This is a genomic window from Thalassotalea sp. 273M-4, from assembly GCF_041410465.1.
In the GTDB taxonomy this organism is placed as follows: domain Bacteria; phylum Pseudomonadota; class Gammaproteobacteria; order Enterobacterales; family Alteromonadaceae; genus Thalassotalea_A; species Thalassotalea_A aquiviva.
In genome coordinates, this window is record NZ_CP166961.1 from 1,607,329 (window position 1) to 1,621,461 (window position 14,133).

Consider the following 14,133-nt stretch of genomic DNA (forward strand, 5'->3'; position numbering starts at 1 on the left):
ACCTACGGTAAATTACAGTGAAGTAAGCTAGTAGCTAAGTAATAATTTACTTAGTTATTTTTATTTACTGAGTAGTATTTTGAATTGGCATGAAATTATAGAAAACCGTAATCGTTTTTTTTGGCTATTGCATATCGGCGGTTGGGTCGGTTTTGGTTTAGTTCACTATCTAGGTTCTTTATTACACGATTTAAGAGACCTATTCACTTGGGTTATTTTCTTACAAGCGTACGCCGGGGCCATTTTTTCATACCCACTTCGTTTTGTTTATCAAAAAGCATGGAATCTAACCCCACTAAAAATCGCCTTAGTGATGATTGTGTCTTCTTATGTTGCCGGCCTGCTATGGCAAGTGGTCAAAAATGTCACCTACTGGGAAATCTATAAGCACGGTTTTAGACCTGACTTTTGGTTATATTACACTCAATCGACTCTTTGGTCGTTTTATATCATGCTCAGTTGGAGTGGTTTGTACTTTGGTATTAAATACTACCAAATGCTTCAACAAGAAAAGCAAAAAGTACTGAGTGCAAATAATATGGCCAATCAAGCTCAGCTTAAAATGTTGCGTTATCAACTCAACCCACATTTTTTATTTAATACCTTAAATGCGATTTCGACGCTGATTTTAATCAATGACAATAAAACCGCTAATGGCATGGTTTCACGGTTAAGTGAGTTTTTACGCTATTCATTAGAGCTTGATCCAATGAAACAAGTGACATTGAATCAAGAAGTAAAAGCCTTAGAGCTCTACTTAGATATTGAAAAGGTCCGTTTTGGCGATAGGTTGCAAGTTGAATATCAAGTTCAAAAAGATTGTAATAAAGCCTTAGTGCCCAGTCTTATTCTCCAGCCCATTGTTGAAAATGCGATAAAACATGCAATTGCCATGAAAGAAAGTAATGGCGTTATTGCCATTAAGGTAGGGCACTTTGCTAATGACCTACAAATTGAAGTCAGTGACAATGGCCCCGGTGCTGAAATTATTAATGGAAATCTGTTTCGGGAAAATGGGGTTGGCCTTGCAAATACTCGAGAACGTCTATCGGCGCTGTATGGTGAAAATTATTCACTTGTAGCTAGTGACAATATCCCTTCAGGGGTTAAAATAAGCATAAGAATTCCTTTTCAACAAAAATACAATAATGAATGATTCGCTAAAAACACTTATCGTCGATGATGAAGTACTGGCTCAAAGAGGGTTAGAAATCCGTTTACAACCCTTTGAAAAGATAGAAATCATTGGATGCTGCTCAACAGGGCGCACAGCCATTGAGAAAATCGTAGAGCTAAAACCCGACCTTGTGTTTTTAGACATTCAAATGCCTGGGTTAAATGGCTTTGAGGTTGTAAAAGAACTTAAAGATGTGATGGACGAAATGCCGCGCATTGTGTTTGTTACGGCCTTTGATCAATACGCCATAAAAGCCTTTGAAATCCACGCCATCGATTACCTGTTAAAACCGGTGAATCATGACAGGTTAACCCTGGCCATTGAAAAAGTGGCGAAAGATATCGCGCAAGCGCAAGACAGTGAGCATAAAGAAAAGTTGGTTCAATTTGTCAGCGAAATCACCGGTAATGATTGTGAACAAATATTACAAGAATTGGCGAATAACACCCCGGTATCGATAAATTCCTACCCTCAAACCCTCGCTATTAAGGATGTTGGGGAAACCAGCTTAGTTTTGACCAAAGATATTCTTTGTATTGATGCCGCGGGTGATTACATGTGTGTCCATACCAATAGTGACACCCATATTTTGCGTAAAACAATGAAACAGCTAGAAGAAATGCTCGACCCAAAAATGTTTTTACGTATTCATCGCTCGTGCATCGTTAATAAGCAATATATCGATAAATTTGGAAACCATGTAAATGGTGAATACTATTTGATTTTGACCAATCAAAAAGAGCTCAAAGTCAGTCGTAGCTATAAAGATAAAGTGAAACAAGCCATTTTAGGTTAGAGTTTTAATGGCGGCTGATATGTTAACGTCAGCGGACTTACAAGGGTGCCAACAATAACGCATCTTTTTGCTATGGTTAGATAACTTCGACTACATTCGCTAAAACCAACAAAAAATTTTATCCTGCCTAAGTTTTCCCATCTATAATTGATGGGAAATACGGTTTTACCCAATAAAAAGCCTTGTAAAATACAGAATGTTGTTTTCTTACTAAAAACGCGCTTTATTAAAACCATAAACCAAACAAAATTTGTTTGTAATCAAAAAAAAATTAATATTAATTTACATTCGTAATGGTATTTATTGCCTTGGTTAACAGGGATTTGATAGACTCTAGTTAACTTTTAAAAAAGCCAATATTGTGTTGAAACAAATTGAGTTTGTGTAATTAATTTTCTTTCAGCTTAAGCGCATGACCGAGTTTCATAGGCTTTAGGTATGTTCATGGCGCTACAAACTTTTAGCATATTGGCAAGATATTAACTTACTGTAAAAAAAAGAGACGTTTATGATCCGAAAGATAGGTGTAATGACAAGTGGTGGTGACGCACCAGGTATGAATGCGGCTGCTCGAGCAGTTGTACGTAGCGGTTTATCTAATGGATTAGAAGTATATGGTATTTACGACGGCTACGCGGGTTTGCACGCAGGTCGTATTGAACAACTTGATCGCTTCTCTGTTTCTGATGTTATCAACCGAGGTGGTACCTTTTTAGGCACCGCCCGTTTTCCAGAATTTAAGCAAGAAGAAGTACGTAAACAAGCCATTGAACAAATGAAAAAAATCGGCTTAGACGCGATCGTGGTCATTGGTGGTGACGGCTCTTATATGGGCGCTAAATTATTAACGGAAATGGGCTATCCGTGTATTGGTATCCCTGGCACCATTGATAACGATGTTGCTGGTACCGATTACACTGTGGGTTTTGACACGGCTTTAAATGTGGTTGTTGAAGCGATTGACCGTTTGCGTGATACCTCAACGTCGCACAAGCGTATTTCAATTGTTGAAGTTATGGGTCGTCATTGTGGTGATCTGGCATTATGGTCGAGCATTGCCGGTGGTGCTGAATACTTGATCATCCCTGAATCAGGTGGCTTAGACGAAGAAAAGTTATTAACACAAATCCATGAAGGTATTGAAAAGGGTAAACGTCACGCCATCATTGTGATCACAGAGCACGTTACCAATGTTAATGCTTTAGCACGTCGTATCGAAGCGGATACCGGTTTAGAGTCTCGTGCGACTATTTTAGGCCATATCCAACGTGGTGGTGCACCAACCGGTCGTGATCGTGTGGTCGCTTCTCGTTTTGGTGATTATGCTGTTGAACTTCTTATGCAAGGTCAAGGTGGTCGTTGTGTAGGGCTTCAAGGCAATAAACTGGTTCACCATGACATTATTGATGCCATTGAAAACCAAAATCGCACAATGGATGAAAGCATGTTGGATTTATCTAATCGTTTATTTTAATTAATCGTTCGCAAGTCTTATAAGACTTCAAAGCATGCATGACAAAAGGGCCTTTGGGCCCTTTTTTGTATGCCTTTACAAGTGACACAGGCGATAAACCCTCTCTCATAAAAAAACACCTTAGTAACCAAAATTACGAAGGTGTTTTTTATTTTTACGTTAATAACAGCTAAAGCGCTTTTTTATACCAATCCCATTAAGATTAGTTACCAATAGCGCTATGCGTTTTCTCGGTAGGTTAAGATCTTCATGGTGTTCGAAGAGCCAACCGTTTCCATAACATCCCCTAATGTTAATATCACCGAGTCGCCATCTTTTAAATTGGCCAATACAGAGCCTGCGACTGTTGCTAAAGCTTGAGCGGATATGTTTTCGTGACTGATTTTTGTCGAATCAAAAAATAACGGATAAACCCCACGATAAATTGCCGAGCGACAAAGGGAAGAGTAGTGTCGTGAAAGTGAAAAAATTGGAATGCCTGAGGTGATACGAGACATTACTTTGGCCGTTTTACCAGACTCGGTTAAAGATATAATGGCTTTTACATTGACCAAGTGGTTAGCCGCATACATCGCTGATAGAGCGATGGTTTCTGACACATCAAAAAACTTTTCATCAATTCGATGCTTTGATGTATTCGCCGAACGTTCTTTTTCGGCACCTTCACAGACGGCACTCATGGCTTTTACGGTTTCGACTGGAAATTGCCCGGCGGCGGTTTCTGCACTTAACATCACCGCATCGGTACCATCTAATACTGCGTTTGCTACATCCATCACCTCGGCCCGTGTTGGCATTGGGTTATGGATCATCGTTTCCATCATTTGTGTTGCGGTAATGACCACTCGATCAAGTTGTCTGGCTCGAGCTATAATGTGCTTTTGTTTTCCAACAAGGGCAGCATCACCAATTTCAACACCCAAATCTCCCCGAGCTACCATCACAATATCTGAGGCGAGAATAATATCATCGAGAACTTTTTCATTGTTGACCGCTTCTGCGCGTTCTATTTTTGAAACCAAACGGGCATTTGACCCTGCAGCTTCTGTTAACGAACGAGCATATTCCATGTCCTTTGCATCGCGAGGAAATGAAACGGCAATAAAATCGACACCGATATCGGCTGCCGTAATAATGTCGCGTTTATCTTTTTCAGTTAGAGCGGCAGCAGACAAGCCACCACCTAAACGGTTTATGCCTTTGTTATTGGACAAAGTACCTGCAACGACGGTCGTCGTATAAACTTGCTGGTCAATCACCTGATCAACTTGCAGCTGTACTCGGCCATCGTCAAGTAATAGGGTATCACCTTGGCTGACATCCTGAGGCAATGCCTTGTAATCGATACCCACGCGATCTTTGTTGCCTTCGCCTTTACCCAGAGCCGCATCAAGAATGAATTTGTCACCAATGGCTAAATGAATTGGACCATTTTTAAACGTTGATATGCGGATTTTAGGCCCTTGTAAGTCGGCCAGAATACCAACATAGGTATTTAATTCAGCGGCAATTTGGCGGACCTTTTGTGCTCTTTCTTGATGATCTTGGGCAACACCGTGTGAAAAGTTTAGTCTGACAACATTAACCCCAGACTGAATTATTTCACGTAAAATTTGATCATCATCGGTAGCAGGCCCGAGGGTGGCCACTATTTTTGTTCTTCTTGGCATGTGTTCCACCTTTTTTTGGATTAAAAATGTATATTACAGGTCTTTGCGCTCATAACGTGAACTACGAAGACTGTCTTTTACTTTCTTCAGGTTGTCTCTAAATTTAGAGCCTCGACGCAGGGTAAAGCCCGTTGCGAGAATATCAATTAGGGTTAATTGGGCAATACGTGAAGACATCGGCATGTATAAGTCGGTATCTTCGGCCACCGTAGGTGACAATACGATGTTACATTCTTTTGCCAGTGGCGTGCCACTGTCGGTAATGCCAATTACAATAGCGTCGTTTTCTTTGGCAATTTGTGCCACTTCAACTTGTGATTTAGTACGACCTGTATGAGAAATTAGTACGACGACATCACCTTGTTGAGAGTTTATACTACTCATGCGCTGCATTAGAATGTCCTCGAAATAGACCACAGGAACATTAAAGCGGAAAAACTTGTTTTGCGCATCGTGAGCAACAATAGCAGAAGCCCCTAAGCCGAAAAACGAGATTTTCTTCGCTTGCGTTAACACATCTACGGCTTTATTGATAGTGGCACAATCTAAATTTTTTCGTGCCATTTCTAAATTTGCTTGAGTAGATTCGAAGATTTTTGTTGTATACTCTTCGGCTGTATCATTTTCGTCTACGTGACGGTTAACGTAGGGTGTACCATTGGCTAAACTTTGTGCTAAGTGCAATTTAAAGTCAGGGTATCCTTTGGTATCCAAGCGTCGACAAAAGCGATTTACCGTAGGTTCGCTAATGTTAGCTTGTTTAGCCAGTGAAGCAATGCTTGCATGAATAACGGTTGCAGGGGAAGCAAGAATAACTTCTGCTACTTTACGCTCTGACTTACTGAATGAATCAAACTCATTAGTGATTTTTTCTAAGATGTTCATTAGCAGACCTCATATTATGGTTGATAACTGTAATTTTATTATCGAAATGAACTGTTTACTTTTGTAAATTTATTTCACCTATAGTTAGGGATATTAGCCGAAAAAAATGTACAATGAAACAAATTTACGCACTTTTTCGCCTGTAAATTAAAGTAGATCAAGGCTTCTGATTATTTATATGTCATTTAATAACAGAGTTAGGTTTACCGTTGATCGAAATATCGCTAGATCAACCTTTAATTGTAGTTTTATTTCATTATTTTCAAGAGAAGAATAAAATATATGAAACAACTAGATCTAAATCCTGCAGAGCAGATTGTCTTATTTGGCGCTGCCGGAGATTTATCTAAACGTAAACTTTTTGCAGCTTTGTACCATTTAGAAGCTGAACAACTCTTACAACCTAACACCAAAATTATTGGTGTGGCAAGGCATGCTTCTACGGACCAAGAGTTTCACCAGTTTATTAAAGAGAACTTATTTAAGTATGTAAAAGAAGACTTGAATGACACGATTATTAATAAGTTTGTTAATCGATTCACATACTTACAATTAGATGTGAACGATCAAGAGGGTTTTGCTAGGCTCCAAGCCTTATTGGATCCAAACAAGATCACCATGCATTATTTGGCTACACCGCCATCCATATACGATTTGATCACTGAAGGTTTAAACGCCCATGGATTAGCCAATGACAATGCCCGTATTGTGATGGAGAAACCTATTGGCCATGATTTAGCATCATCGATTGTGATCAACGATCAGGTTAATAAGTACTTTAAAGAATCACAAATATATCGAATCGATCACTACCTTGGTAAAGAAACCGTGCTGAATTTAATTTCACTACGCTTTGCTAACTCGTTATTTTCAACCAACTGGGATCACAATTGTATTGACCATGTGCAAGTGACGGTGGCTGAAAGCGTTGGTATTGAAGGTCGTTGGGGCTTTTATGACGGTGTTGGTCAAATGCGAGATATGGTACAAAACCACTTACTGCAAATCGTATCTTTGTTAGCGATGGAACCACCAACTGATCTTTCAGCTGAAAACATTCGTGACGAAAAATTGAAAGTGATTAAAGCATTACGACCAATTAATAAAACGAATATCGATCAAAAAGCGGTGCGCGGTCAGTACCGAGCTGGTTACATCAACGGCCAACCTGTCCCAGGATACCTAGAAGAAGAGGGTGCCAACGTTGACAGTGATACTGAGACCTTTGTCGCGATTAAAGCCGAAATTGACAACTGGCGTTGGACTGGAGTGCCATTTTATTTGCGCACGGGTAAACGAATGCCTTGTAAGCATTCTGAAGTAGTCATTCATTTCAAACACCAACCTCATAATATTTTTAAGAAAAGTTTCATTCAGTTACCGGCGAATAAACTGACCATACGTTTGCAACCAGACGAAGGTGTCGAACTGTCGATGATGAATAAGGTGTCTAAGATCACCAGTGACATCGAAGTAAAAGAAACCAAACTGGATTTAAGCTTTTCTGACTACAATGAAAACCAGCGGGTGATTGACGCCTACGAGCGCTTAATTTTAAGCGCAATTGAAGGTAATCAATCTTTGTTTATCCGTCGTGATGAAGTCGAAGCATCATGGAAATGGGCCGACAGCATTATTGACGCTTGGCATGATTCTGAGCAACCACCAAAAGAATACGCCGCAGGCTCGTGGGGGCCGTTAAGTTCTGCCTCCTTAATTGGCTTAGATGAACGTAGCTGGGATGAATAAGACCGTTTATACGAATTAGAGTAGGGTTAAAAAATAATGAATAAATTAAACACTTTCACAAGTAAAGCGGAATTAGATCAGGCGCTTGCTGAAAAAATTGCGCAGCAACTACAAGACGCTATTGAGCAAAAAGGTCATGCAAGTATCGCATTTTCTGGTGGTAGTACACCTAAAGGCCTATTTGATGCGTTATCCAATATCGACCTAGATTGGCATAAAGTTACCGTAACCCTTGCCGACGATCGTTGGGTTGATGAACAACATGACAGCAGTAATGCGAAGTTAATCAAAGAAAATCTGCTGGTTAATCATGCTCATGCAGCTCGCTTTTTTGCCTTAAAGCAAGGTCAAGACTTAACGAAAGAGCAATTAGCTGAACTAACCGAGCAAGCGCACCAGCACGTATTACCTTTAGATGTGACCATTTTAGGCATGGGCGAAGATGGCCATACTGCGTCTATTTTCCCTTGCAGTGCACAAGTTGATGAAGGTCTTGATGTAGATGCCACGCCTGCTTTAATTAAAGTGGTACCGACTACCGCCCCATTTGAGCGGATCAGTTTTAATTTCACGGCTCTTATTCAATCTAACCATCTGTATTTGCATATTGTCGGTGATTCAAAGCAACAAGTTCTTGAACAAGCTTTATCGTCTGATGACGCCAGAGAAATGCCAATTCGTGCGTTTTTACAACATCCAACTAAACTTTGTGAGATTTATTGGACCCATTAAAACATGTTAGAGTCTAATGTACACCCAGTTATCTTTGAGGTAACAGAGCGCATCATTGCACGCAGTAAAGCCACTCGTCAGTCTTACATTGAAAAAATCGAGGCTGCCAAGTCAAATACCGTGCATCGCTCTGCGTTATCTTGTGGTAACTTAGCCCATGGCTTTGCTGCCTGTGCGCAACAAGATAAGCAAAAGTTAAAGCGCTTGGATCACAGTGATATTGCGATTGTGTCCTCCTATAACGACATGCTGTCAGCGCATCAACCGTATGAAAGTTATCCGCAAATTTTAAAACAAGCGGTTAGTGAAGCCGGTGGGGTGGCACAATTTGCCGGTGGTGTACCTGCCATGTGTGACGGGGTGACCCAAGGTCAACCCGGTATGGACTTAAGTCTGATGAGCCGTGATGTGATTGCCATGTCCAGTGCGGTGGCATTATCTCATAACATGTTTGATGGCGTCTTAATGTTGGGGATTTGTGACAAAATTGTCCCTGGTCTATTGATTGCCGCCATGACTTTTGGCCATTTACCAACGGTCTTTGTTCCCGCAGGTCCAATGCCTAGTGGGATCCCTAACAAAGAAAAAGCCCGTGTACGACAACAGTTTGCCAAGGGGGAAGTCGATAAAGAACAGCTGTTAAACGCTGAGTCTGCTTCTTATCACAGCCCAGGTACTTGTACTTTTTTTGGTACGGCTAACTCAAATCAATTAGTGGTTGAAGTCATGGGACTGCACTTGCCAGGCGCATCTTTTATTGCACCCAATACCCCATTAAGAGAAGCGCTGACCAAAGCGGCCGCAAAGCAAGTGACCCGTTTAACCACTCAATCAGGGAACTATTTACCTATTGGGAAAATGATCGACGAAAAGTCGATTGTCAATGCCATTGTCGCACTTTTAGCTACTGGCGGTTCGACCAACTTAACCATGCACATTATTGCTTTTGCGCGAGCGGCAGGGATCATTATTAATTGGGATGACTTTGCCGATTTATCAAAAGCGGTGCCGCTAGTCACCCGTATTTACCCCAACGGCTTTGCTGATATAAACCAATTTCAACAAGCGGGTGGAATGGCATTATTGTTTGCTGAATTAATCAAACACGGCTTACTTCATAAAGATGTGCAAACAATTTGCGGTTTTGGTTTAGATAAATATACCCAAGTACCCACGTTGATAAACAACGAATTGGTTTGGGTTGATGGCCCAACAGAGTCAACACAAACCGACGTCATTGCTTGTGTTAACAAACCATTTAAAGCCGACGGAGGCCTTAAGGTCTTAACTGGAAACCTAGGCCGTGCGGTACTAAAAACCTCGTCTCTTCGCGAAGGTAAAGATGTGATAAAAGCACCTGCCGTGGTGTTTGAAGATCAACATGAGCTCGATGCGGCGTTTCAATCTGGTCAGTTAAATAAAGATTGTGTTGCGGTGGTTCGCTTTCAAGGCCCTAAAGCCAGAGGCATGCCAGAATTACATAAGCTCACACCGCCACTTGGTGTACTGCAAGACAAAGGCTTTAATGTTGCTCTTGTCACCGATGGACGAATGTCTGGCGCATCGGGTAAAGTGCCCGCAGCCATACATCTAGTCCCTGAAGCACTCGATGGTGGTCTTATTGGTAAAGTACAAACAGGCGATATGATCCTAATTGATGGGCATAGCGGTGAATTGACTTTGCTAGTGGATGAAAATGAATTAAAACAACGTACTGCAGCAGCTTTTACAGCACAAGATCAACATGTTGGAATGGGACGAGAGATCTTTGGTTTTATGCGTAATAACCTCAGTGGTGCAGAGCTTGGTGCATGTTCCTTATTTACTGAACAAGAATAGATAAGCCCTTTTATGGTTAAATGTGGTTTATTACCCCCTAAAACAACAATAAATCTGGATGGATATCAGGTTTACTTTTTTACAAGCTGCGAGGCATTATGTCGTTAACAAACAATTGGCACGTTCAGCCACAAGATGTATTTTCCCAAGGAGCAATTGTTCCTGTACTCGTCATTGAACAGGTAGAAGATGCCGTTCCTATCGCTAAGGCGTTAATAAAAGGCGGGATCAATATTTTAGAGGTGACTTTACGCACAGAAAATGCACTTGAGGTGATTAAAGAAATCGCAACGCATTTACCCGATTCAATGATTGGCGCGGGTACCATAACGAATAAGAAAAATTTACAACAAGCTATTGATGCCGGTGCAAAATTTGCGATTAGCCCTGGTTTAACACCCGAACTCTTAGCGTATGCTAAAAAGGGAACAGTGCCGTTGATCCCTGGCATATCCTCGATTTCTGAATTAATGACTGGAATTGATGCAGGTTACGATCATTTTAAATTTTTTCCAGCAGAAGCGGTTGGAGGGGTAAAAGTGATTAAAGCGATTTCAGGTCCTTTCCCTAATGTTAAATTTTGCCCGACCGGTGGCATTAACCTAAATAATATGAGTGATTACCTTGCGTTATCAAGCGTGGATTGTATTGGCGGTTCTTGGTTAGTCCCAGCCCAAGCGGTAAAGAATAAAGATTGGGATCAAATCACCGAATTAGCAAAGCAGGCCGTTGCCATTGCCAAAAAATAAGGTCTGCTTTGCCATCGAACTTATGGCCTAACCCCTATATTTAAGGAGCATCATTTAGCTCCTTTTTTTTGGCTCTATTAGCGTTAATTGTTGTTTAACGTAAGTAGTTTGACTTTCAAACACTTATCTGTAAATTAAATAATAGATATGGCGGGCATCGACGTCCGCTTTAAGCGATTTGAAGCCCTTCATGATATTAGAAAAATATATCCGTCATTGCGGCGCAGGCCGCAACCTAGTTTAGTAAAAGTGTGCCTCTTAATTCGTAACATTTATTTCTACAAAGTAAATATCCTCTATAATTGAAGCTCTCTTTTTGAAAAGGACTTCAATTATGAACCAACCCGCTATCTATATTCTTTCTAACACACGAAATACTGTTTTGTATATTGGTGTGACTAGCAATTTAATTCAGCGAATTTATCAACATAAACAAAAAATAATTAAAGGCTTTAGTGCCAAATACAACCTAACTAAATTAGTTTATTTTGAGATTTATAGTGATATGGAAAACGCTATTGTGAGAGAAAAAAGATTAAAGCAATGGCATAGACCATGGAAAGAGCGGTTGATAGGGGAAGTGAATCCCGATTGGCGAGATTTGTACTTTGATCTTATTTAATTATGCGGTTTATAGAGGCACTGATGAATCAACGGGGTTGCGGCCTTCGCCGCAATGACGGTGCTCTTTTTCTGAAAATGTGAACGACTCTGATTGGTACAAAAGCGACATTCGAGACACTTCGAAACTGGTAAAGATCCCACCCAAACACATGGTGGGATGACGTGCACGGATGCACTAATGCAGGAAGGCTCATGGAAGAGCGTATTCTTTCTGTGACGTGCACGGATGCACTAATGCAGGAAGGCTCATGGATGAGCGTATTCTTTCTGTGACGTGCACTGTTTTCGATAGTGTGCGTGCTTCTTTGGTGCTATTTTTCTAATTATGTGAACGACTCTGATTGGCACAAAACGGTCATTGACCATTCAACAATTAACGCTAATAGAGCCTTTTTTTATTCTTTTTATCGACTTTAACCGTATCGTTGAGTGCGATATATTGACTGATCTATCTTTGTATTGATTTAGATAAAACGTCGTGTTGATAATATTTTGTAAAATGACGTTAAAAGACTATGTTCTAAAACATATACTGACAATAATACAAGAAGTCGCTTATGAGCAATATCGCCATTATTTATTCCACAACCGACGGTTTTACCCGCAAAGTGGCCCAATATTTACAATCAAAACTGGAATGCTTTGCACATAACGTAAGCGTTATTGCTATAGCCGATTTTAAGCAACAAGAGATAATAGATTTTGATCATATTATCCTTGGCGCAAGTATTCGCTATGGTAAACATGGCAAAGCCGTTCATGATTTTTTTAACAACTTAACCGATGAAACAAAAGAAAAATTTTTATCTTTCTTTTCGATCAACGTAGTGGCCAGAAAACCAGAAAAAAACAGCCCAGATACCAACCCATACCTTATAAAATTTTTTAATAAAGTCGATTTTAAACCCGAATTGGTCGCGGTATTTGCCGGAAAAATTAATTACAAACTCTATGGCTTATTTGATCGGACAATGATCCGATTCATTATGAAAATAACCAAAGGTCCAACCGATTTAAACACCAATGTAGAGCTTATTGATTGGCAAAAAGTTGATCAATTAGCTCAGCAAATTCATCAACGCATAGAAAGGGTATAGTGAATAGCTTATAGAAACTCATTTTAGCGTTAAGACATATTTTATGTTGTTTACTTAAACCTTTTAAAAGGCATAAAAAAACCCTGCATAAGCAGGGTTTTTTATCTACAAAGTAGAGAGATTAGTGAGCAAGGATGTGATCAGCTAAGTCTAGAACTTTGTCAGAGTAACCAACTTCGTTGTCGTACCAGCTAACTAGTTTAACGAACTTGTCAGTCATTGCGATACCCGCTTCAGCGTCAAATACTGAAGTACAAGTTTCGCCTAGGAAATCGTTAGAAACAACGGCTTCGTCAGTGTAACCTAGGATACCTTTCATGCTACCTTCAGACGCTTCTTTCACTGCGGCACAAATTTCTTCGTAAGTAGCAGCTTCTTTAAGGTTAACTGTTAAGTCAACAACAGAAACGTTAGGAGTAGGTACACGGAAAGCCATACCTGTTAATTTACCGTTTAATGAAGGGATAACACGGCCAACAGCTTTAGCAGCACCAGTAGAAGAAGGAATGATGTTTTGGCTTGCACCACGGCCACCGCGCCAGTCTTTTGCACTTGGAGAGTCAACAGTTTTCTGTGTTGCTGTCGTTGCGTGAACTGTTGTCATTAGACCGTTTTCGATACCGAATTTGTCATGAATAACTTTAGCTAAAGGAGCTAAACAGTTTGTTGTACAAGACGCGTTAGAAACAATGTCTTCACCGTTATATGCGTCGAAGTTTACACCAGCAACGAACATTGGAGTTGCGTCTTTAGAAGGCGCTGACATGATAACTTTCTTGGCACCAGCTTCGATGTGCTTACGTGCAGTCTCGTCAGTTAAGAATAAACCAGTTGATTCAACAACTACGTCTACGTCTACTTCGTTCCACTTAAGTTGAGCAGGATCACGCTCTGCAGTAACACGGATTGTCTTACCGTTAACGATTAAGTTACCGCCTTCAACTTCAACTGTACCATTGAAACGACCGTGAGTTGAATCGTATTTTAACATGTATGCCATGTAATCTACGTCGATTAAGTCGTTGATAGCTACAACTTCTAAATTGTCGCGATGCATTGATTGTCTTAAAACTAAGCGACCGATACGTCCGAAACCATTAATTGCTATTTTTTTCATGCTTATTTGCCTTTAGAAAAGTAAGTTTGGTTGTTGGGTGTAAAATTACTACATTTGTAATTATTTACAAGAGCAAAGTGGCATTTTTTTGTAAGAAATTTAGATATAGGTCAAATTCTTACTAAATCATTACACACACCTGTACTAATAATGTAAAATACACGCAAATTTTAGCCTAAATCGATAAAATCTCAATTTTCGCTAAATATAAGTAGAAATTTATT

12 protein-coding genes are annotated in these 14,133 nt (G+C 40.2%); 9 read left to right on the forward strand and 3 right to left on the reverse strand.

The window, feature by feature from the left end; all coding sequences use genetic code 11:
• Positions 1–79 precede the first annotated feature (79 nt).
• The 3 genes from ACAY00_RS07235 to pfkA all read left to right on the forward strand — a co-directional run bounded on the left by ACAY00_RS07235 (position 80) and on the right by pfkA (position 3,447).
• A complete protein-coding gene (locus ACAY00_RS07235) occupies positions 80–1,156 on the forward strand; it encodes a sensor histidine kinase (RefSeq protein WP_371379244.1) in 1,077 nt (358 codons plus the stop codon).
• Positions 1,149–1,973 (forward strand): LytR/AlgR family response regulator transcription factor, encoded by an 825-nt coding sequence (locus ACAY00_RS07240; RefSeq protein WP_371379247.1) that lies wholly within the window; start codon positions 1,149–1,151, stop codon positions 1,971–1,973. Before ACAY00_RS07235 ends, ACAY00_RS07240 begins: the two co-directional genes overlap by 8 nt.
• A 508-nt stretch (positions 1,974–2,481) precedes the next feature.
• The gene (gene pfkA / locus ACAY00_RS07245) at positions 2,482–3,447 is read left to right on the forward strand and encodes a 6-phosphofructokinase (protein ID WP_371379250.1); all 966 of its coding nucleotides are present in this window, start codon (positions 2,482–2,484) and stop codon (positions 3,445–3,447) included.
• A 218-nt stretch (positions 3,448–3,665) separates the two neighbouring features.
• On the opposite strand, the gene pyk is transcribed toward pfkA, so the two are convergent.
• Together pyk and ACAY00_RS07255 are read right to left on the reverse strand one after the other, a co-directional pair.
• Positions 3,666–5,117: a pyruvate kinase gene (gene pyk, locus ACAY00_RS07250; protein ID WP_371379253.1), complete on the reverse strand. Its 1,452-nt coding sequence runs from the start codon at positions 5,115–5,117 to the stop codon at positions 3,666–3,668.
• Positions 5,118–5,150: 33 nt separating this feature from the next.
• Positions 5,151–6,002, reverse strand: a complete 852-nt coding sequence (locus ACAY00_RS07255) for a MurR/RpiR family transcriptional regulator (protein ID WP_371379256.1) — start codon at positions 6,000–6,002, stop codon at positions 5,151–5,153.
• 282 nt (positions 6,003–6,284) lie between these two features.
• Between ACAY00_RS07255 and zwf the strand changes: the two genes are divergently transcribed.
• The 6 genes from zwf (at position 6,285) to hemG (ending at position 12,792) form a co-directional block, all read left to right on the forward strand.
• The gene (gene zwf / locus ACAY00_RS07260) at positions 6,285–7,751 is read left to right on the forward strand and encodes a glucose-6-phosphate dehydrogenase (RefSeq protein WP_371379259.1); all 1,467 of its coding nucleotides are present in this window, start codon (positions 6,285–6,287) and stop codon (positions 7,749–7,751) included.
• A 36-nt stretch (positions 7,752–7,787) separates the two neighbouring features.
• Entirely contained in the window at positions 7,788–8,483 is a 696-nt protein-coding gene (pgl, locus tag ACAY00_RS07265; protein WP_371379262.1) for a 6-phosphogluconolactonase, read from the forward strand.
• A gap of 3 nt (positions 8,484–8,486) precedes the next feature.
• Positions 8,487–10,322 (forward strand): phosphogluconate dehydratase, encoded by a 1,836-nt coding sequence (gene edd / locus ACAY00_RS07270; protein ID WP_371379265.1) that lies wholly within the window; start codon positions 8,487–8,489, stop codon positions 10,320–10,322.
• Between the two features lie 98 nt (positions 10,323–10,420).
• Positions 10,421–11,071 carry a bifunctional 4-hydroxy-2-oxoglutarate aldolase/2-dehydro-3-deoxy-phosphogluconate aldolase gene (locus ACAY00_RS07275; RefSeq protein ID WP_371379269.1) on the forward strand — a complete coding sequence of 217 codons (651 nt, stop codon included), beginning with the start codon at positions 10,421–10,423 and terminating at the stop codon, positions 11,069–11,071.
• 334 nt (positions 11,072–11,405) lie between these two features.
• Entirely contained in the window at positions 11,406–11,693 is a 288-nt protein-coding gene (locus tag ACAY00_RS07280) for a GIY-YIG nuclease family protein (protein WP_371379271.1), read from the forward strand.
• Between the two features lie 559 nt (positions 11,694–12,252).
• Positions 12,253–12,792 carry a menaquinone-dependent protoporphyrinogen IX dehydrogenase gene (hemG, locus tag ACAY00_RS07285; protein ID WP_371379273.1) on the forward strand — a complete coding sequence of 180 codons (540 nt, stop codon included), beginning with the start codon at positions 12,253–12,255 and terminating at the stop codon, positions 12,790–12,792.
• Positions 12,793–12,913: 121 nt separating this feature from the next.
• Here hemG and gap read toward each other — a convergent pair whose 3' ends face one another.
• The gene (gene gap, locus ACAY00_RS07290) at positions 12,914–13,909 is read right to left on the reverse strand and encodes a type I glyceraldehyde-3-phosphate dehydrogenase (protein ID WP_371379276.1); all 996 of its coding nucleotides are present in this window, start codon (positions 13,907–13,909) and stop codon (positions 12,914–12,916) included.
• Positions 13,910–14,133 lie beyond the last annotated feature (224 nt).